Annotated in this window: 14 protein-coding genes; 2 read left to right on the top strand and 12 right to left on the bottom strand. The window is 37.6% G+C overall.

The window, feature by feature from the left end; all coding sequences use genetic code 11:
* Positions 1 to 954 carry a glycosyltransferase family 2 protein gene (locus SFC47_RS08450; RefSeq protein WP_411253840.1) on the top strand — a complete coding sequence of 318 codons (954 nt, stop codon included), beginning with the start codon at positions 1 to 3 and terminating at the stop codon, positions 952 to 954.
* 40 nt (positions 955 to 994) lie between these two features.
* Entirely contained in the window at positions 995 to 2,431 is a 1,437-nt protein-coding gene (locus SFC47_RS08445; RefSeq protein ID WP_411253839.1) for a flippase, read from the top strand.
* 50 nt (positions 2,432 to 2,481) lie between these two features.
* On the opposite strand, the gene SFC47_RS08440 is transcribed toward SFC47_RS08445, so the two are convergent.
* The 12 genes from SFC47_RS08440 to SFC47_RS08385 all read right to left on the bottom strand — a co-directional run bounded on the left by SFC47_RS08440 (position 2,482) and on the right by SFC47_RS08385 (position 22,680).
* A complete protein-coding gene (locus SFC47_RS08440) occupies positions 2,482 to 3,573 on the bottom strand; it encodes a glycosyltransferase (RefSeq protein ID WP_411253838.1) in 1,092 nt (363 codons plus the stop codon).
* A 94-nt stretch (positions 3,574 to 3,667) separates the two neighbouring features.
* Positions 3,668 to 5,185: a murein biosynthesis integral membrane protein MurJ gene (murJ, locus tag SFC47_RS08435; protein ID WP_411253837.1), complete on the bottom strand. Its 1,518-nt coding sequence runs from the start codon at positions 5,183 to 5,185 to the stop codon at positions 3,668 to 3,670.
* A gap of 4 nt (positions 5,186 to 5,189) precedes the next feature.
* A complete protein-coding gene (locus tag SFC47_RS08430; RefSeq protein ID WP_411253836.1) occupies positions 5,190 to 5,897 on the bottom strand; it encodes a WecB/TagA/CpsF family glycosyltransferase in 708 nt (235 codons plus the stop codon).
* 32 nt (positions 5,898 to 5,929) lie between these two features.
* Complete coding sequence (locus SFC47_RS08425) at positions 5,930 to 7,207, bottom strand: nucleotide sugar dehydrogenase (protein ID WP_411253835.1); 1,278 nt, start codon at positions 7,205 to 7,207, stop codon at positions 5,930 to 5,932.
* 187 nt (positions 7,208 to 7,394) lie between these two features.
* The gene (locus tag SFC47_RS08420; protein WP_411253834.1) at positions 7,395 to 9,629 is read right to left on the bottom strand and encodes a SpoIID/LytB domain-containing protein; all 2,235 of its coding nucleotides are present in this window, start codon (positions 9,627 to 9,629) and stop codon (positions 7,395 to 7,397) included.
* Positions 9,630 to 9,736: 107 nt separating this feature from the next.
* Entirely contained in the window at positions 9,737 to 10,429 is a 693-nt protein-coding gene (locus tag SFC47_RS08415) for a hypothetical protein (RefSeq protein ID WP_411253833.1), read from the bottom strand.
* Positions 10,430 to 10,476: 47 nt separating this feature from the next.
* Positions 10,477 to 12,558: a cell wall-binding repeat-containing protein gene (locus tag SFC47_RS08410; protein WP_411253832.1), complete on the bottom strand. Its 2,082-nt coding sequence runs from the start codon at positions 12,556 to 12,558 to the stop codon at positions 10,477 to 10,479.
* Between the two features lie 187 nt (positions 12,559 to 12,745).
* A complete protein-coding gene (gene galE / locus SFC47_RS08405) occupies positions 12,746 to 13,759 on the bottom strand; it encodes a UDP-glucose 4-epimerase GalE (protein WP_411253831.1) in 1,014 nt (337 codons plus the stop codon).
* A gap of 45 nt (positions 13,760 to 13,804) precedes the next feature.
* Complete coding sequence (gene galU, locus SFC47_RS08400) at positions 13,805 to 14,674, bottom strand: UTP--glucose-1-phosphate uridylyltransferase GalU (protein WP_411253830.1); 870 nt, start codon at positions 14,672 to 14,674, stop codon at positions 13,805 to 13,807.
* A gap of 138 nt (positions 14,675 to 14,812) precedes the next feature.
* A complete protein-coding gene (locus tag SFC47_RS08395; RefSeq protein WP_411253829.1) occupies positions 14,813 to 16,933 on the bottom strand; it encodes an LTA synthase family protein in 2,121 nt (706 codons plus the stop codon).
* 114 nt (positions 16,934 to 17,047) lie between these two features.
* Complete coding sequence (gene wecB, locus SFC47_RS08390; protein ID WP_411253828.1) at positions 17,048 to 18,196, bottom strand: non-hydrolyzing UDP-N-acetylglucosamine 2-epimerase; 1,149 nt, start codon at positions 18,194 to 18,196, stop codon at positions 17,048 to 17,050.
* Between the two features lie 155 nt (positions 18,197 to 18,351).
* Entirely contained in the window at positions 18,352 to 22,680 is a 4,329-nt protein-coding gene (locus SFC47_RS08385; RefSeq protein ID WP_411253827.1) for a bifunctional 2',3'-cyclic-nucleotide 2'-phosphodiesterase/3'-nucleotidase, read from the bottom strand.
* Between the last annotated feature and the right edge of the window lie 81 nt (positions 22,681 to 22,761).

The following is a 22,761-nucleotide window of genomic DNA, read 5'->3' as shown; positions in this document are numbered from 1 at the left end:
ATGGGAGATTTAGTTTCAGTTATTATGAGTACATACAATGAAGAACCAGAGTGGTTAAAGAAATGTATCGATTCGATCTTGAATCAAACCTATTCTCACTTTGAATTCCTTATTGTTTTGGACAACCCCGAAAATGTGCAGTTAAAGGAACTGCTGGATGCTTATCAGAAAAAGGATAACCGAATCAAACTTATCCCTAACCCCAAAAATATGGGGCTGGTAAAGAGTTTAAATACTGCTTTGGAGCATTGTAATGGAAAATATGTGGCTCGGATGGATGCAGATGATATCGCTGATCCTGAGAGACTTGAGAAGGAAAAACGTTATTTAGAAGAAAAGAATTTAGACTTCGTATTTTCTAGCATGATTGTTATTGATGAGAATGACCAAAAACAGTACGAGTGGGATAATAATGCTTTTACACCTGAAGAAATAAAAAAGGTAATGGAAATATGGAATATCTCTCTTCACCCTACCTGGTTTCTAAAAAGAGAGGTTTATACCTCGCTTGGCGGCTATAGGGACATTCCGTTTAGTGAAGACTACGATTTTTCCCTTCGAGCACTATCCAATGGTTATAAAATTGGAAAATTAAATGAGAACTTATTGTTGTACAGAATGAGAAGCACTGGTATTTCCAAAAGTAATAATTTTGAACAATTTATTATTTCACGAAAGTTAATTCAACTTTATAAGAAGGATAAATTAAATGATTATTCCTATGTGAAAGACGCAATTAATAAAGCACAAAATCAAATAAAAAATGGTGAAAAAGAAAAGTATAGTGAAGCGGAGGATATCTTCCATCAAGGTGTAGGACAAGTGAAAGATGGTCAATACCTTAACGGGATATCTAAACTAGTAAAAAGTCTAACGCTCTCTAAATATCATATCCGGAAGTTTAACGAACTCCTTAAATACAAACTCTTAACAAAACAAATGAAACACCAATAAAAAAACTTACAGTACATGCTGTTTAATCAGGTGATCATCATTGAGTATTAAAAAAAATTATTTATATAACCTGGCTTATCAAGTGTTAAATATGGCCTTGCCATTGATAACTGTTCCCTACATTTCAAGGGTTCTAAAACCAGAAGGTGTTGGAATCTATGCCTATACCAATTCCATTGTGCAATACTTTATGTTATTGGCCATGCTTGGTATCGGAACGTATGGGAACAAGATGGTTGCAATCGCAAGAGATAATAAACAGGAACTAAGCAGAACTTTTTTCAGCATTTTTTTCCTGCAATTATTTTTTTCCTTTATCTCTCTCTCCTTGTATTTCGTATTTGTATTCTACTTTTTCCAAGAGTATAAATTAATTGCTTTGCTGCAGGGAATTGCACTTCTAGCAACTGTTCTGGACTGTTCCTGGTTCTTTAGCGGGTTAGAAGACTTTAAGAAGATTGTCACTCGAAATATCTTTTTCAAGGTTTTGAGTTTAATCGCCATCTTTATATTTGTAAAGGATACGAGCGATTTAACCCTTTATACAATCATTATGGGGCTTTCTCTGTTACTAGGATCGATTGTTCTTTGGTATTATGTTAAACCACATGTGGTACCTGTTTCTATTTCTTTTCAGACTGTGTTTTCGCATTTTAAGCCAACCATTGTTTACTTTTTACCGCAGATCGCGACACAAGTCTATTTTGTCTTAAATAAGACGATGCTTGGCTATTTATCAACCACCAGTGAAGTTGGGATTTATGATTATGCAGACAAAATTCTAAAAATCGCATTAGCGATTGTGACTTCATTAGGAATAGTTATGCTTCCGAGGATGGCCAATACCTTTGGAAAAGGCGATTTAGATAAAGCAAATGAATATATTAGAAAATCATTGGAGTTTACCACCCTGTTAGCGATTCCGATTATGTTTGGATTGGCTGGTGTCGCTAAGGAATTTGTTCCATGGTATATGGGGGAAGAGTTTAATTTAAGTGCCAATGTCATCATTATTTTAAGTCCGGCGATCTTTCTCATGGCCTGGAGCGGTGTCTTTGGTACTCAATATTTAGTGCCATTAGGAAAAATGAAGCAATACACCAGCACGTTATATATCGGTGCCATTGTAAACTTAATTGTCAATTTTATTCTGATACCGCCTTATGGAGCAATAGGAGCTGCATACGGTACATTAGCTGCAGAAATAGCTGTTACCCTTGCGCAGATGTATTTTGTGCGGAAGGATATTCATATCGTAAAGGTTATGCCTAAGACGTTATATTATCTCGTTTCTGGCGGTATTATGTATGGTGTTGTAAGGTGGATTGGTCTGGCGCTTGGTTCGTCAATACTCACTACTATCTTACAAGTTGCTGCTGGGGTTTTAGTTTATGTTACGATTGTTATTTTATTTGAGGTTTTATTAAAAGATGGGTTAATACTGAATGAGGTTAAACGCAGGCGTTCTAGGTCTTAGTCTCATAAAAAAAGCGAAAAGAAGCTGAACTTCTTTTCGCTTTTTTAATTCTATTTCGTTTCATAAATTTCTTTAAGTTTGTTTATGATATTTTTTTGATTATGTTCTTCTGCTCTTTTTAATCCATTTTGGATGAGGGAGTCTCTTGTTTCTTTGTTTGTTAAGACTTGGGAGATTCCTTTTGATAGTGCCTGGCTGTTGTGTGGCGGGATGAGGATTCCGCTGTTGTTATTTAATAAGTAGGAGAGTCCTCCTACGTTGCTTGCAACTACAGGGGTACCGCACGCCATTGCTTCTAGTGCTACTAGTCCAAATCCCTCGATGTAAGATGGCAGGACAAAGACATCACCTGCATTCATCCACTCTGCAATCTCCTCTTGGGGCTTGGGATCGTGAAAAACAATGCCTTCTATTCTTTCTTCTTTTATGATGGAAGTTAATTCCTCTACAAAGGGTTTATTCTTTGTTGAACCAATTAGGTGTAATTCAGCTTGAGAAATTTGTTTTTTTACTAAAGCGAATGCTTTTACTAATTCAATTAATCCTTTATCACGCGTAATATTGCCGACAAAAAGGATGACAGGAATATCTTTATTTATCTTCAACTTTGATTTCATCGTTTCTTTTTCTGCTATTTTTCTAAAAATGTTAGTATTGACTCCCATTGATAGCAGCAGCAGCTTGTTAGGTTCTATCCTATAATGCTCCTGTATTTCTTGGTACAGCCTCTGCCCCACTGCTATGACAGTATCTGACTTTTTTAGAATGTGTTTTGTGACCTTTTGGATGAGGGGGCTTTTTTTGGCCATTTTATCTATATCCCCGCCATGTGCCGTCACCACTAATTTCGACCTCCATAACAGCTTGAATAACAAGCCGATTAATCCTGAAGGAAAAACATAATGAGCATGAACAGTTTTGTACCGATATCCTTTAAATAGCAGGAAAATCCCTCTAAATAACCATGATAAATATTTAAAAATAACATCCTGTTTTTTTGTACTTGCATTTGTAATCGCAAGAACATCAACCTGAACTCCCTCTTTACGTAAGGCCACTACTTGATTTTTCACGAAAATGCCAAAGGTAGGTGAATGTTCACTTGGATACATATTACTTATTATCAATACACTGTTTTTCATCAATGCTAGTCACCCAATTTTTTATATATTTGCATTTTTATAAAATGAGAGGCAAGTAAAATACTTGCCTCTCTCGTTTTAAAGATAGAATAACTTATTGTTTCCTTCTCTTAAAAGAAATGGTATCTAAAAAGGTAGAAGATTTTAATATAACGAGAACACCCGCAAAAACAAGCCCGCCAATAACCGTGTTTATCAAGATATTCGGTATATCGCCCAGCACAAAGAGGCCAAAATAGTGTTTTATCCCGATTAACACTAGAACCATCAGAAGTGTTGCGATTGCAATTTTTCCAACTTCTTTTAATAGGTATTTTATATTAAAGCCGCCGGATATTCGGTATAGAGTTGTAAAGGTTAAAGTTGAATATATAAAACCAACGATGGATGCCGACAATGCTAACCCTTCTGGCCCCATAATTTTTGCTAATAGATAATTGGAAAGTATGTTAATAACAATTGATAGAAGTCCAATTCTCATGATATAGTGGCCCTTTTCTAATGTATAAAAGCCTTTGGCGATGACAGCTTGAATACTGTAAAAGAAAACTGACCCCATATAAAACAATGCATATTCCGAGGTAAGCATTGTTGCACTCTCTGTAAATGCACCTCGTTCGTATACGATACGAATAATAGGTTCAATCAGAAACACCATTCCCGAAATGGTCGGAGCAAGTAACAATAGCATGACGGCTAGGCCTCGTTCAATTCCGCGTTTGAACAAATCATGATTTGACTCTGCTTTTGCCTGAGCTAATATAGGAAAGATTATCGTGGCAATCGTGACCCCAAAAATGGCTTGGGGGATACTAATCAGCCTGAAGGCATAGTTTAAATTGGAAACCACCCCTTCTCCCATTCCTGCAGCAAAGAGCATATTAACAGACAAATTAATTTGTCCAACAGCAATGGTAATTCCAACAGGCAGGAAAATCCAATAAAATTCTTTTACCTCTTTCCAGTCAATTCTTTGATTCCATAAGAGAAATTTCTTAGGAGTAATGATGACAAGTTTCAAGATAAAAGAAAGAATGGTTCCAACAAGATAACCGATAGGCACGGAATAAATTCCCCACCTAACATGGAATAAAAGAGCAAACAAAACTGTTACCAATACCACAATGGTTTGAGAAAAAGTAGAAATAGAAAACTTTTTCTTGGCATCAAAATAACCTTCATAGATAGCATTAACTCCGACAAAAACGACGGAGAGAAAATATAACGCAATCGTCCACTGTGCAATACTTGTCCCGTGCTCATAACTGCTAAAGTCAGGATAAAGTATGTCAACCAAAAAAGGGGACAAAATTGTCCCAATAAGTGCAATAGCAATCGAGAAGAGAAACGTACTTTTTATGATATTCGTCTGATGAGAGAAGCCTGCCCCCTTAACTTCGAATTTGTAATAACTTGGGAGAAAGGCATCCTTCAGTCCGGTTAACAAAAAAAGAATAATCGTATTAGGAATCGTCATCGATGCAAAATAAGCATCGGCCATGTAGGAATCTCCATAAAGTCCAGAAATGACTAAATCGCGAATCATACTTGAAAATTTTAAAACCAATGTTGATAACAATAGCAGAATGACAGAAATCTTCAACTTTGACATCGTCTTATTCCTTGAGTGCCTTAATTAGAAATTTAGGCAGAATGGTTTGACGCTTCCACCTTACTGGTTCTTTTAAGAGGCGGTACAGCCACTCCAAACCAAGCCTTCTGAAAGCAGAAGGTGCACGCTTCACACGTCCTGAAATGACATCAAACGAACCGCCCACTCCTTGAAACACTTGAGCTGAGAGATGATTCATATTGTTCACAATCCAGTATTCCTGTACAGGACTGCCGAGGGCAACAAATACGACATCTGGATTTGCACTATTAATCGTGCTTCTAATTTTTTGTTCATCCTTTTCATAACCATTGAGGACGCCGGTAATATTAATGTTTGGAAATAGGATCCTCAGACATTCGCAAGCCTTTTCAGCAACTCCCGGCTGGCCGCCATAAAGAAAAATGGATTTATTGTTCCTCGCAAAAGCCTCACATAGGTGCATCATTAAGTCAATACCGGTTACCCGCTGACTTATTTTCCCCCCTTTTAATTTCGAAGCCAGGATAATACCAACTCCATCAGGGATTTGAAAATCAGCTTTATTGAGTAGCTCCATTAATTTAGCATCACTTTGAGCCTTCATAATCTTTTCCGGGTTAATTGCGACAATAAAGGATTTTTTATGATGACGCATTCTGTCTAAAAGGTTTTCAGTTATCTGTTCATAGGTTTCGTTACTAACATTAACGCCTAGGAGATTTTCTTTCATTTGAACCACCTGTCTAAATGGTAAGCGCTGATTTAATTTGAGCTTGAATCACCCAGTACGAATACCTCAAATCCTGCTTGCTTCCATTTATCTTCATCAATACATTTTTTCGTATCATAAATTATTTTCGTTCTCATTTTATCCTTAAGACTTTCTGGATTCAACTTTTTAAATTCCTGATGATTGGTCATAATCAAAATCAAATCAGCATGTTCGACTGCTTCCTCAATACTTTTCGTTTGTTTCATAAAGATTTGTTCTTTGATATGCGGGTCGAATACGCTGTATTCAATTTTTTGTTCCTCCAGCGCTCTCATAACGTCCAGCGATGGACTTTCCCTTGTATCATCAATATCGGCTTTATAAGACAATCCTAAAACAGCAACTTTCCCGTTAAGAATAGACTGCTGCTTGATAATCGATATGACCTTATTGGTTGTATATTCCGGCATTGAATCATTAATATTTCTAGCTAATCCGATCATTTTTGCGGTATCTGGCTGAAGCTCCACTAAAAACCATGGATCCACTGCAATACAGTGACCGCCGACACCTGGACCAGGACTATGGATGTTGACTCGTGGGTGATGATTTGCAAGCTTAATCGCTTCCCATACATTAATGTTAAGATTGTCACAAATTCTAGCTAATTCATTAGCAAATGCGATATTGACATCACGGTAGGTATTCTCAATTACCTTAACTAACTCTGCCGTTTTGGCATCAGTAATATGAATATTTCCTATTACAAAAGTTCGATACAGTTCAACCGCTAATTCAGAGGATTTCTCATTAATCCCACCGATTATTCTATCATTATTTATCAATTCTTCAAAAACTTTCCCCGGAATAACCCTTTCTGGAGAGTGTGCGACAAAAAGTTCAGTTCCGATTTCTAAGTTCGTTTTCAATAGAACTGGCAGCATGACTTTCTCTACGGTTAATGGTGGTACCGTTGATTCTAGAATAACCAGGTTACCTTTTTGCAGGTAAGGAACAATGGCCTCTGTCGCCTTTTCCACATAGCTGAGATTTGCTGTTTTATCGTCCTTAATTGGCGAAGGAACGGCAATGATAAAAACATCTGCTTCCTCAGGGCTGGTTGAAACCGTTAAATGTTTTTGATCAATTGCTTCTGTTAACTTCTCCTTTAAACCTTTTTCCTCTATATGCAATTGTTTTCGATTGATTTTATTTACTATTTCCTCATTAATATCCACACCATGGACAACTTTACCATGATTCGCAAACATCACTGCTGTTGGAAGACCAATATAGCCTAGACCTACCACACAAATTTTATTTATCACAATATGTCTTCCTTTCAAAATTACAATTTAGCCTATTTTCCATTATATCGAATTTTGTCGCCTTCCGACAGTATTTCATGCTAGAACATATTGTAAGATACTAAGTCAGCTTTGGAAATGGTCGAAACAAACTATTTTAACCACAAAAAAGGGATACAGTATGCAGCTCACTGTATCCCGTTCATGATTATTTAGTTAATTGTGCTCCTGGATAATAAAAGTCAAGAATCTCTGTATAAGATTTACCTTTATCCCCCATTGATTTGGCTCCATATTGGCTCATCCCAACACCGTGGCCATATCCTTTACCATTAAGAGTAATGGTTGTCCCATTGTTTTCTACACCTGTAATATGGTAACTCTTAAACAATGCACCGCCAAGAATAGACCTTAGAGTTCCAATCCCGACATTCTCTTTTGAGAGTGTAAATAACTTAATGTCACCTAGGAAGGTATTTTTCACTTCCGCTCTTGTCTTTTCACTAATGGCAACTGGTCCGCCAAGGTAATATACCTTTGGTCTAGAAGATAACTCTTTCAACCACGCTTTAGGAGCGCTCGAGAACGTATCTTTCTGTGTAAGAAGGACCGGTGCATTATACTGGGCAGCTAATGCAGCACCAGGCAAGGCGTCAATAAATACATCACCGTTTGCAAAGAATACATTATTTAAATCAAAGTTAAATCTCTTAGCAATCTCAACACTTGTATCGTAACGCTTTTCACCAGCAATACGTTCAATGTTAGTGATACCTAAATCTTTCATTTCAGTTACTACATTGTTCGAAACAGCAATTGTTCCGCCAATGACATATGCCTTACTAATTTTGTGATCCTTAATGTAGTCCTTCACATCTTTTGGAAGACCATTTGATGGAGTAACCAAGATTGGAATCTGATTTTTTGCTGCATATGAGGCAATCGATAAAGCATCTGGTGATTCACTGCTTCCGCTGGTAATAATCAGTTCTGTTGAAGTCGTGATTTGCTCAGCGATTTTCACAGCTGTTTGATATCTTGTTTCACCAGCAATCCGCTTAACCTGAATTCCAGTTTTCTCAATTTGCGCGATAACATCATCAGAGATAGCCACTTTTCCACCTAATACATAAACTGTGGATGGGTTTAACGATTTAATTTTATCTAATACCGTTTGAGGTACAGAAGTAGATGTCGTTAATAATAATGGTGAATTAAATTTTTTGGCTAAAACTGTTCCTGTCAATGCATCAATTGGAATATCGCCGCGGCCTAGAATGACAGCGTCAGATTTGCTCCAGCCTTGATTGGCGATGGCTGTACTTGTTTCATAGCGAGTATTTCCTGCTAAAGTTACGGAATAGTTATCCGGTAACTGATCGCCCGTATTCCTCACATAGCTGCCATCAGCATTTTTCATGAAATAGTTAACCACTAATGAACCTTTTGTTGCTTTGCCGCTATTGTTTCTTTCATCTGAAATTTCAAGTTTAGGAACAGAAACGATTTTTATTTGTTTATTTGGGGAAACATAATTGTTAATATAACTCTTTATATTACTGATTACCTGTTGATCATTTGGATTTTCAGAAACCTTTGACCACCATGCATCTGGGTTTAATAAATCTAAACCACTCGTTGAAATTTGCTGTTTATTGACTGAAAGCTTCCAAGCAATTTGTGGATCATATGGATCTGGCTTAGAAGGTAAATATGGAACATAAGCGGAACCCCAATAGTTTGAATTCGATTCTGTATGTCCGCCATTGCTTGATGAGTAAACAGCTGAAATCAAATTACTTCCGTATCTGAGTACTTGACCTGTTGTTTCCTCTACCGCTTTATTAGAATTTTGATATTGAGAGCTATTCCAAATATAACCGCCATAAACTTGATACGAAATAGTGTCATCAATAACATTATTAATTCTAGCAAGTGCGTATGTTCTTGCCGCAACAGTTTGAGCCTTCAGGGCGTCAACGTCCCAGCCCGCAGGCATTTCATAGGGAACTACACCCTTTAAGTAATCTTCAAGCGGCAGCTTATTAATAGATTGTATCGAATTATTCGTTACCGTAAACTGCATATCACCCAGGTATTTCCTGCCATTTACTGATACAGTATGACTCGTACCGTATTCCTCTGGAGTGATGGTAAAAGAATTGCCATAATTTTTTACAAGACTGTTATCTTTATATAGTGCTAACGTACCATTTTCAATACGCACATTAAAATTTTGATTGGAAAGGAGATTCGTATCTGTATCACCTTTTACAATATATTTACCATTTATATTTACTTGGATACTTTTTTGTAATCCTAAGTAATTGTTTAATTTAACGGATACAATAGGATCTTCACTATTTGCACTTGCTGTTTCCGGCACACTAGCTAACGGAGATAATAGCAGCACTAGAAGAAAACCTAATATCGTTTTTTTCATTTACTCTCCCCCAATTAAATGAAATAGTACTAACTTACTAGACAATATGATACATAGATTTACATGTTTCATCAATAGAATAGAAGAATGTAAGATTTCCCTATTTTTTATTCTTCGATTTTTTGAAGCAGTGATTCTGCGGAATAACCTTGCTCACCGGTGACTTCAAACGTTTCTTTGATCAATCCGACACCTGGCGCGATATAGTTGGTATATATTGTATCTGCTCCTTCAACCTCATTGGTGATTTTTTGAATCACATAGACATTTGTAAATGTTTGATACGGTGTCTTTACGGTTTCATTCTCACTGATGACTTTCCAATTTGCTTCAATAGAGTCAGATTTAGATATCATCACTTCTTGTTTGGTTTCTTCATTGATGCTTTCAAGATAGTTCTTATAAGGGTCATCGGGATTTTTTATTGTCTCTACAATAGAGATTTCATTTTCTGCCCATTTATAAATCACAACACTTGCACTCTGCCCGATTGTTACAACGCTCTGGACATAGTCTCCGTTCTCAAAAGCCACTTCTTCTGTAAGCGATGGAACATTTTCATGATCAATAAAAATCTTTTTTACCCCGGCCTTTGGACGATATCCCTTTAAACCAGCTTCAACGGTTTCTTCCTCTTCACTGACGACCGGATCATTACCTTCTGTCTTCTTTTCTTCTTTTTCTTGATTCTCTTGTTCCACGACCTTTTCTTCACTATTATTCTTACTTTCTTTATTAAACAGTGAACAGCCGGACATACTTCCTGCTACTAGTATTAGAGCAATGAATAACCTAACCATTACTTCTCCTTTCTAAAAAGAAAGCAAACTCGAGAAGAGTTCGCTCCTTATTTTGCTTTATTAACCATCATAGATTCTAGTGATTCTGGTACCGCAACCGGTCCGCCAATCACGTTAATCTGCTTGATTAAGTTTTCCTCGGTGTATTGGAAAAGGAATGACTCAATATTTTTGTATAATCCGCTGCCTAATAGGATCAGTGGAGCTTTATTCTGTATGGAAAGCGGAGCTGCTGTTAATGCATCCGGGAAGTTTGCCCCAGTTGCAATATTTATTGTTTCGGATTTCATTTGGTCTTTAAAATGCCATAGTAGACTGCCCAGTGTTTCATAACGATCACTACCCGCAAGTCTGACAACATTTTCGGTACCATTTTGTTGAACAATTTGCTTTTCGATAGCATCAGAAACGACATTTGATCCTCCAAGAATCACCGTTTTCTTACCGCTAAGATAATTTAACGCTTCTTTTGAAATATTATTTTGTTCCGTTAACACAATCGCCCAATTATTAGCCGCTGCAATCGGAGCTGAAGCTAACGCATCAGGGTAACTTCTTGCGGAAGCAACAAATACTCCTTCCACTGAGTCTAATTTTTCAACAATACGTAAATTGGTTTCTACACGTGTTTCGCCAGATATTCTTTCCGTTTGGATCCCAAGTGAGTGAATATCCTTTTCAACGTTAGGAGAAATGGCAACTGGTCCTCCGATGATAATGACCTTCGCTGCACCTAAACGCTTAAGTTCATCTTTCACTTCAGGAAGTAACGTATTGCTATTATTTAAAAGGATTGGCGCTTGTCCGTAAATCGCAGATAATGGACCAGCAGATAACGCATCCGCAGGTTCAACACCTGTTGTTAAAATAACCGTTTTTTCTGTGTTTTCTAATAATCCATTCGGATGCAGCATCTTTGAAATCGACACAGATGTTGCGTAGCGCGTCGCTCCATTCAATCTGTTTGTCTGGATTACCCTTGTCACCTGTTCATTTGGGAAGCTTGTCCAAATAATGTCTTTTGAATCAGCTCTAACCACTCTAGCAGTCTGTTTTTCTTTCGCAAATGAAATGGCTTTATTTAAATCAAAAAAGGTAGTGCTATGTCCTTCTTGATCTTGAACGTCATACTTTTGAGAAAAGAAATTGGCCCAAATGGTTTCACCATTTGCCTTTTCTACTACTCTCGTATTTGCATATCCAGCTGCATAGAAAATAGCCTCATCTTCATTGGCAAAAGTTTTTAATAGGCCTTGTGATTTGTGATAGACTTCAAAGTTACTATTCTCCCAAACATCCTGCTGGGCATCTTTATCAAACACTCTCACATTGCCGCTTAGTGTTTGTGCATAATTTATCGCTTCATTTTTAGTTTTATATGTAGCCTTTTTGGTGTCATTTTGATAGACCTCAAAGACTTTAAAATACGAAATGATTGAATTCGCAAGAGCCTGAGCTGCTTTTTGCTGATAGTCGGCAGTTTTAATTCTGCTTTCCTCTTCTCGATTGGTCATATACCCAAGTTCGACTAATACAGAAGGCATTTGCGCATTTCGAATAACATAAAAGCTTTGATCATTATGTATTCTTCTGTCAATCAGACCAAGTGTATTTACAACATTTGGATGAATTACCTCTGCAAACCGTTTACTATCATTTAGATATTTAACTTGGAGTGGATCATAAGGATACATCGGATCCAAGTTGTGATAATCATAGTAATACGTTTCATAGCCCTTCACATAGGGACTTGTTGGAGAAGCATTATGATGAATAGAAATAAAAATACTATTATCATTATTGCCTGTAATAAATCCGTTAGCAATATTCGTTCTTGCTCTGAGATCATCGCTTGAATTTGAGGCAAAGCCGACGTCACCATCACGTGTCATGAAGACTTTGATACCAGAGGATTTTAGCGCTTCTCTAACCTTCAATCCTACTGATAGATTAACATCCCTCTCACAGAGGTCCTTTCCGCTTTCCTTTGTATACCCGCAGGTACCAGAGAATTTACCGCCATGACCAGGGTCAATAACGACCATCTTCTCGGCAAAAGCACCAGAGGGGAAAAGGAAAATAGCGAATAAAATACACATTCCTAAAAAACTATAAAACTTTTGTTTCATTCCAAACTCCTTCCCATACTTTTACAAATATTTTAATCCTATTACATTATAACAGTAAATTCTACATATTTTTCTAAATTTTGCACATTAAAGGATTATTTTTTCCCCTCTATAAAACTAGCAAAAAAATTTTTTGGCCAAAGAAAAACCTTCCCAGAGAAGCAGGAAGGTTGATTAGAATAATTTTTTAACTTTCATAGCCATTTGGATTTTGACTTTGCCATTTCCATGAATCCCTGCACATTTCCTCAATACCTTTTTCCGCTGTCCAGCCAAGCTCAGTCTTCGCTTTCGTCGAATCAGCATAACAAACCGCTACATCCCCCGGTCTATTCTCGACAATTTGGTAAGGAATATCGATTCCAGAGGCTTTCTCAAATGCCTTAACCATCTCTAAAACACTGTAGCCATTCCCAGTACCAAGGTTATATGCCTCTACTCCCGCTTGTCCCATTATTTTTTCAAGAGCTTTCAAATGACCTTTAGCCAGGTCTACAACATGGATATAATCGCGGACACCCGTGCCGTCAACGGTTGGATATTGATTTCCAAAAACTCGCAGCTTCTCAAGCTTTCCTACCGCAACCTGTGTAATAAATGGCATTAAATTATTCGGTATGCCATTCGGATCTTCACCAATCCGGCCGCTTTCATGGGCACCAATCGGATTAAAATAGCGAAGTAACGCAATACTCCAAGTGGAGTCAGATACAAATAAATCACGCAGAATCTGTTCGATCATAAGCTTTGTGCTTCCATAAGGATTGGTTGTACTGAGAGGGTCAACCTCTGAAATCGGCATTCGTTCAGGCATACCATAAACCGTAGCAGAAGAACTGAACACAATATTTTTCACACCAAACTTATTCATGACTTCACATAGAATCAGTGTGCCAGTGATATTATTATGGTAATAATGAAGCGGTATCGCCACAGATTCTCCTACTGCCTTTAGACCAGCAAAGTGAATAACAGCCTCTATGTTATTTTCTGCAAATACTTCTTCGAGTTTAACTCGATCTAATAAGTCCACTTCGTAGAATTTAAAATCCTTACCCGTCAACTCTTTAACCCGCTTCAATGCTTCTGGTTTACTATTTGAAAGGTTGTCTAACACAACAATTTCATATCCGCTATTTAGCAATTCAACACATGTATGTGTTCCAATATATCCTGCCCCGCCTGTTACTAAAATGGCCATATGGGTAATTCACTCCTGTCCTTGTATTATCTTGATTTACTCTATTTATTTTTCAAGCTTTTGTGCCATAAATCTTAATAAATCATCACGCAGTTCTTCCTTCTGAAGAGCGAATTCAATCGTTGTTTCAATGAAGCCAAGCTTATCTCCAACATCGTACCTTTTTCCTTCAAACTCATAGGCAAAAACACGCTGAATTTGGTTTAATTTCTGGATCGCATCTGTCAGCTGAATCTCGCCGCCGGCTCCAATCTCCTGTTTATCTAAAAATAAGAATATTTCAGGTGTAAAAATATATCTTCCGATAATCGCTAAATTAGACGGTGCAGTACCTTTTTTCGGTTTTTCTACAAAGTTCCGAACTTGGTAAGATCGGTCAAACTGACCAATCGGATCAATAATTCCATAGCGGTCTGTTTCATCTTCTGGAACCTGTTTAACACCAATAACCGAAGAATGAGTTCTGTCATATTCATTAATCAATTGCTTCAAGCAGGGAGTTTCAGCTTGTACAATATCGTCCCCCAATAAAACGGCAAACGGCTCATTCCCAATAAAATTGCGTGCACACCAAACAGCATGCCCAAGCCCTTTTGGCTCTTTTTGTCGAATATAGTGGATATCCACCATTTTAGAGGCTTCTTGAACCTTTTCCAATAACTCGAACTTTTCTTTTTCCAACAGCGTTTGTTCAAGTTCATAGGCATTATCAAAATGGTCCTCAATCGATCTTTTACCTTTTCCTGTGACAATGATGATGTCTTCAATTCCAGATTCAATTGCTTCTTCGACAATATATTGAATTGTTGGTTTATCAACAATTGGCAGCATTTCTTTAGGCATTGCCTTGGTCGCTGGTAAAAATCGTGTTCCAAGTCCAGCTGCCGGAATGATCGCTTTTTTTACATTTTTCATATTGTATTCCAACCTTTCGTCATTTTAAAAAGGGGTATATTCTTAGATAGCTTTCAGATTATTATACCAATGTTAAAGCTCAACATAATTATTACATAGTAAAATAATTATTCAAGAATTTACTTAGATGATGTTACTTCATTTAAAGGTTACTTTTTTTGTATTGGATTCTTCTATGACCGTTTTTCCGTCATCGTCAAGAACGGCAACAGTGACTTCATGGGATGAATCATCACTGACGGAATCTGCTTTTATTGTTGTCGAGATTACGTTCTCATTTATAAATTTGATTTTTTTCTTTTCCCCGTCAATAAAGATAGTTGAGCCAGAAACAAAATTCTCACCGTGGATTTCCAGGTTATATGTTCCATTGCTTTTTTCAACCTGAACAGAATCGATTTTTATTTTCCCATTTCCTAATACATAACCCTCAAATGGTGTAAGCTTTCTGTTAGCATAGCTATACTGTCTGCCCCTTAAGACATCATAATGAAGGAGCTGATAATCACTTAACTCTGCTTCTTTTACTCCCTCTTGCTTATAAAAGGTCTGTTTCGGAATAACGGTCTGTCCTTGTTTATAAAGATCACGGCTTATCTTGAAAATTGGTGACATTTCCTTTTTGGCATGGGCCAATATATAGGATCCTAAAAAGTTAGGAGTCATCCTTAAATCTTCTTTTTTCGTTTCTCCTCCAAAATTATCCCAGACCACTAGTGGTGTTTGATACATCTTTTTGTATTCTTCGTAATTGTTCAAATCACCTTGGAAGTAATCTAGTTCACGATACACCGCATATTCTTCTCCTAAAAACGGCAAATGATCTCCATAGATCACAACCATAGTAGGTTCATCAATTTCCTTAACTCCTTCAATTAATAGGCGAATCGAGTCATCTACATCCTTAAGTAAATTGGTATATAGGTTAATGATATACTTAGATAACTCTGTCATCTTCTTATCGCTGGTTGCTAAGATTGGCAGATCATCATAACGAATATCATTATATGGTCCATGGCTTGCTACCGTAACCACATTTAGGAAGTCCGGACCCTTAGTTTTTTGCAGCTCTTCGAGTGCCTTTTTCATCAAGATCCTATCATCGATATAGGGACCAATATAGCTTGGATTATTGAAAAACTCCATGCTGAAAAATCTCTCAAAACCAATCTCCTCATAAATGTCTTTACGGGTATAATACCAGTTTTTAAAGTTATGGATCGCGGTTGCATGATAGCCTTGCTTTCTTAGTACATACGCCAAAGAATCAATCGGACGATTTACTTGATTATAGTAAACCTCTTCAGGTGAAAAACGCGTCGACAGCCCTGATAAAACCTCCAGTTCTGTATTAAACGTGCCCCCGCCATAGACATGGGTAAGCATATTCCCAGAAGTGTAATTCTCCATTAATGACCGGAAGTATGGCAGCGGATCTTCTTTAAAGTTCGCATTCTTCAACAATAATGGATCCCACATGGCTTCTGCGAGGACCACAATAATATTAGGTTGAAAATTTGGGTCTACTTCATCTTCTCCTGCTGTCCCATTCACTCTTTTAACAATTTTATTTATTTCCTCTTTATCATAATCATCCGGGACAGCAATATTTGTTTTCTCCACTAATGTTAAATAAGCTCCGATAAAGCCAAATTTATCATAGCTTTCAACTGTGGGCACATTTTTTGAAAAGCTTCTAAACGTAAATAATGACGGCTGTGTACTAATAATGGCTAACCCTATAATTGAAATAACAGAAAGTATGAAACGCTTACGAAAAGCTACCCTCTTTTTGTAACGAATAAAGAAAATGCAGAAAGCAACAAGAAGGATTAATGTGACCACAAAACCAACAATTTCCTTCCAGCCAATTAAATCATTCATTAAAGTAGAAATATCTGCCCCTTCATTTAGGGCATATAAATCTGCTGGTGTAAAAAACTCTCCCCTTAATTTGTACTTAATATAGCTTCCAAGGGATAAAACAAACCAAAAAATAACTTCTATTGCTATAAGGGAAATAAAAATAATGGTGGGTAGAAAAAGCAGCGCTCCCACTAAGAAGAAGAGGAACAAGAATGTCATCACAAAGGATACGGTACTTTCATCTGCCCAGTTTATGAAAGCAGCAATCGAACCTCTATGTATTACCTCTATGATCATGAGTGTAAATAACGAAAACAGACTGACAGTTAAAGCTAATAGCAATCCACTTTTAGAAGGTTTTAAGTTCGTAACCAGATGTTTGATATCCTTCATTATTAGGACAATCCCTTCTATTAGATTTTCTTTAAAGTATACCCTTCTGTATGGAAAAAACGCAAAGAAAGCTAACCCTGTATTTCATAGAGTTAACTTTCATTATTACGCTTTTTAAAACTCTCCAAAAGTCTTTGGCTTTTCATCGGTATGTTTAAAGTGATACAGTATCGCATCCACAATTCTTTTCGAAGCCAGACCATCTCCATATGGATTTGAAGCCTTTGCCATTGAATCATGAGCCTCTTTATCTGATAATAATTCATTTGCAAGCTGGAAGATCGTTTCCTCTTCTGTACCAGCAAGCTTTAATGTACCGGCTTTTACCCCTTCAGGACGCTCGGTTGTATCTCTAAGCACTAGGACCGGAACCCCAAGGGACGGTGCTTCTTCTTGAACGCCGCCGGAATCGGTAAGGATGATATACGCTCTAGAGGCGAAATTATGAAAATCTATGACATCTAACGGTTCGATAAGATGAATACGATTATTTTCTCCTAATATTCTATTCGCAATTTCACGGACAACGGGGTTCATATGTACAGGATACACCACCTGTATGTCGTCGTGCTGTTCCACTAATCGGCTAATTGCACGGAACATATTCTCCATTGGCTTTCCTGTGTTTTCACGACGGTGTGCTGTCATTAAAACTAATCGGTCATCACCAAGCTTATCCAAAACCGGGTGAGAATAATTGTTCTTTACTGTAGTTTTTAAAGCATCAATCGCTGTGTTTCCGGTAACAAAAATGGATTCTTCCGGCTTATTCTCTGTCAGAAGATTTTCCTTAGATTGACTAGTTGGGGAAAAGTGCAAGTCTGCCAATACACCTGTCAGCTGCCTGTTCATCTCTTCCGGATATGGCGAATATTTATTCCAGGTTCTGAGCCCAGCTTCCACATGTCCTATCGGAATCGAATTATAAAAAGCAGCCAAGCTTGCTACAAACGTAGTGGTGGTATCACCATGGACTAAAACAATATCAGGTTTTACCTCTTGAAATACTTTATTTAAACCTTCCAAGCTTCGAGTCGTTACATCAATCAGAGATTGGCGGTCTTTCATGATATTTAAATCATAATCAGGCTGGATTTCAAATATTTTCAATACCTGATCAAGCATTTCTCTATGCTGAGCGGTAACGGTCACAATCGATTCTATTTTATCATCATTTTTTGCTAATTCTTTTACTAGCGGCGCCATCTTAATCGCTTCAGGTCGTGTTCCAAAAACTGTCATTACCTTTATCTGGTTCTTCATATAAACCTCCAAATGGATAATCATTACACCGAGTTAACTTCGATATGCTCCAACCCTTTAAATAATACCAAAATACAAAAAGAAAAGCACCTTGGGCGCTGGAGCTGACTCATAAAAAAAGCAGACTCATGTTTCATGAGTCTGCCTTTCTAAAATTACTTCGTTACCTGTTGAATACGGCCTTCTTGCTTGTATTCAAATGGAGATTTCAATGATTTTACAAATGCTACTGTTGCTTCTAGATCTTCAGGACCCACTTCTAAACCAGATGCAAGCGGAAGAATTCCATAGCTGGCATTACCATACATATAGTTGTTTACAACAACAGAATATTCTTTTGCTGGATCAACCTTCTCACCATTTGGTAAGAAAAGATCAACCACTTCACCTTTTAGGTTTGTGCTGTCCCAAGTATATGTGTACTTGAATCCAGCAATATGGAAATCAAGACCTTTTGCTGTAATCTGCTTGTTTAATACTTCTTTTAAATCTGCACCGCTTAAGTTTGTTTTATTTAACACATTACCAAACGGCTGAATAGAGAATAAATCACCGAATGTTACTTCACCAGCATCAAGCTGAGCACGAACACCGCCGCCATTCATTAATGCAAAGTCAGAATTCATTGCTGCCTTCATACCATCAGCTAATAAGTTACCTAGACCATTGTCACCAAATTCAGTTGTAACAGACGGGTATCCTTTTGCTAATGTAGTTAAAGAGTTACCTACAACTTCCGCTTTCATTGGTGCAATTTCATCTTCATACTTCTTCATAATTGCTGATACTGCAGGATCTGGAGTGTACTCATCTTGGTAAACTGTTACAACTTCTGCTTCTTTCTTGATGATTTCACCTGTTACAGGGTGAAGCTCAAGATCAACATCAGAGAATGCAGAACCGTATGAATAAGCTTGTACAATTAACTTATTATCTACTTCTTTATCATTAAAAGCATGGTTATGGGCTGCAAAAATAACATCAACTTCGTCATTTACAGTTTCTGCTATTTTTGTAGCATCATAAAGATCTGCGTAACCGTTTTGGTTAGTCGGGTTATGTGCTAGAACAACAATCGCTTCAATACCTTGAGCCTTTAACTCTGCAGTATATTTGTCAATTGCTTCTACTTCATCGGTAATTTGAAGGTTTTCGTTTCCTTTGGTTACAATCATATCAGGAGTTTCTTGAGTAACAACTCCGATAAAACCAATCTTCTGACCGCCAACCTCTTTAACTGCATAAGGTACGCCTGTAACTAACTTGCCTGTTGACTTATCATAGGCATTTGCTGCAATAACAGGGAAATTCATACCGTCATAGCCTTTTGTACCTTTACCTTGTGGATGCTCACCGCCGCCGATCATCCGCTGCAATTCTACAATACCTTCATCAAATTCATGGTTACCTAGGGTACCAACATCCATTCCTAATGATTCCATTACTTCAACAGTTGGTTCATCTTGGAATAGAGCAGAGATTAGCGGGCTTCCGCCGATCATGTCGCCAGCATTAACGAGAAGCGTGTTTTCGTTTGCAGCTTCACGCTGTCTGATTGCAGCAGCAGTGTACTCCATGCTTCCTGCTAAAACACTTTGACCATCACGTGTAAGCTTTGTATCAGTATCAAGCTGACCGTGTAAATCATTTAAGCCTAGAAGCTGAACTTTTACTGTGTTTAAGTTTAATGAATAGTTAGCAAAGCCAGTTGCTTCATCTTTACTTAAATATTTAATATTTGATGTTTCTTTTGCAAATGCTTCTGCATTCGGGCTAGATTGGAATGTAATATTTACATCGCCGCTGATTGGTGCAATATTCCAGTTGTTATCAGCAGATGGATTGATCACTTTGTTATCACGAATATAGTTCATTACTACCTGACGGTTTTCATCTGGAGAAGCGTAGATGATTTTCTTACCGCCGCCAACAATACCCATTGCTGCACGATAGTTGTTTGTAGCAAGAACAAATTGCATATCGTCTGTGATAGGCTGACCGTTGTACGCAAGGTTAACAATACGGCTGGCTTCTGGATTCACAACCTCTGCACCCTTTGAATCAAATCTTGCTGGCTTTGTAACATCAACTTCATATGTTACGCCATCGATAATATCAAAGTTGTAAACAGGGAAATCTTTATTTAGTAACACTTGTTCTTCTGCTTTAGCTGGGTCAATCTGATTAAAGTTTGTAGTAGTCCATTCTAAGTAATTCTTCAATTCTGCACCGTTCAAAAGAACCGCTTGAACTGTATTAGCATACTTATAAAGGTCTGCTACGTTTTTAATTGTTAGAGTACCTGTTGGAATATTTGTATATTCACCTGCGCCATTTCTGCCTGCTTTAAATGGTGCCGCTGCAGAAATAACTGGCAGATTCGCATATTCTGAACCTGCTAATGCTTTTTCAACATAATCCTTTTGTGCATTGTTAACGATTTGTACAGATGGATCATCTTGTACACGTGAGAAATAACTATTAATTGGTGCAGTGGTTTCCCCTACTGGACTATTAATATATTCAACTGTTTTGCCATGAACACCAGCCAATGACTTAACTAGTTCTTCATTAGGCTTTACATCAGCAACGGAACGAACTTCTGATTGAGACTCTTTTACAACCCAATTTCCATCTTTGTCTTTAGCTAATGTAAGGTCAATAATACCTAGGTGGCTTCCGTCAACCTTTGCCTGAACAGCAGCAACACCATTAATTGTACCTTTCACACTGTCAGTAACTCCTGCAATATTATCAGCAGCATTACCAGTTGGGAACGCTAAGTGTGAATGTCCATAAAGGATTGCGTCAACACCTGGAACTTTACTTAATCCAAGAACAGCGTTCTCAGAGTCTTCAGGATTGTTAACAAAACCTGTATGAGCTAGTGTTACGATAATATCTGCTCCATCTGCTTCCATTTCAGGAATCCACTTTTTAGCAGAAGCTACGATATCCTCGGTTACAACCTTGCCTTCAAGATTTGCTTTGTCCCACTGCATGATTTGCGGCGGTACGAAACCAATAACCCCAACATTTAAGGTTTGTTCCTTGCCTGCCTCATCGACTACAGTCTTTTTAATAATCTTATAAGGTTTTACTAGGTTTTTATTATTTGCAGGATCGTTATCATGATCATCTTTATAAACGTTAGCAGAAACAAATGGGAATTCTGCGCCTTTAATGCTGCTCATTAAGAAATCAAGACCATAGTTAAATTCATGGTTTCCGAATGTTGCTGCATCATAGTCTAATAGATTCATGGTATCGTAGATTGGGTTTGTTTCAGCTTTTACTACGCCTTCAGCTACTACCGTTTCACCGCCAAGAATCGTTACATATTTGCTATCTGTTAATTCCTCAACAGCTGTAGGAAGCTTATCCTTATTTACTAGAATAACAGGAGCTCCTTCTTTAGCTGCAAGCACAGAACCAGTAAGAGCATCAGCAAAGCCCCAACCTGTTGCTAGGAATACTTTTTCTTTCACACTGCCAAGTTCAGTTGCCACTTTTAATGAGGTTTCAAAACGAGTTTCTCCAGCAATACGCTCTGCATTGGTAACAGCTGTTTCTACTTTTTCACTAATAACGCTAGTGCCGCCTACTAAAATAGTACCCGCTACATTTTTAAGCGCTTCCACTGTCACATTAGGGACTGCGTCGGTTCTTGTTAATAAGATAGGGTATCCATTTTGCGCCGCATAAGAAGCTGCAGAAATCGCATCTGGATAGTTAAAACCATTCACTAGAACTGCCTTTTCAGCACTGCCTAATTCTTTAGCAATGGCTGCAGCTGTTTCAAAGCGGTCTTCACCAGAAATTCTCTTTACCCAAAGATTTAAATTAGAAGATAATTGATTGGTTACACGATTAGAGACGACAGTCTTGCCCCCAACCACAATTGCTTTTGTAGCACCGAGTCGTTTAATTTCTTTTTTCGTATCTTTATTTAATTCATCTGTTTGTGTTAATAGAATTGGAGCATCATATTTATAGGCTAAAGGTGCTGCTGCTAGCGCATCACTGAAGTCATCACCTCTTACGATGATTACTGTTTCTGCCTTATCCCAGCCTTGTTTTGATACTTGAACCGCTGTTTCATATCGGTCAAGACCAGCTAAACGATTAACAAACGTAGGACGGTCTACTTTTGCAAGATAATCTGTAAAAGGATTTCCTTGAAGAATGTCACCGTTATCAAATAATAGATTATTAGGATTTTCAGCACGTTCTTCACTAACTGCTGTTGCTACCCTTACTAATCCAGTTTTTCCTGGAACGTCTGAATAGTAATCATGGTCCATTAAACTTCCGTGTACATCGGTTGTCTCCATGAGCTTTAGTTTCACATACGCTTCATTGGACAATACATTCGTTGGTTGATTTCCTTCTGCTAATACGCCCCCATACGGAGTAGCCAGAAGTCCCAAAGCCAATGTAGAAACCGCAAGTCCTTTAAACTTTTTTTGTAGGCCTTTTTTCACTAGGTTTTTCCACCTTTCGACAAAAAAGTATTATTACAAAATTCATTATAACTGCAATTGTCGAAATAGAATATACTTTTT

Source organism: Neobacillus niacini (assembly GCF_046591715.1).
In the GTDB taxonomy this organism is placed as follows: domain Bacteria; phylum Bacillota; class Bacilli; order Bacillales; family Cytobacillaceae; genus Neobacillus; species Neobacillus niacini_L.
The sequence above is the reverse complement of the archived record's forward strand: the minus strand, read 5'-3'. Positions and strand labels throughout refer to the sequence as shown.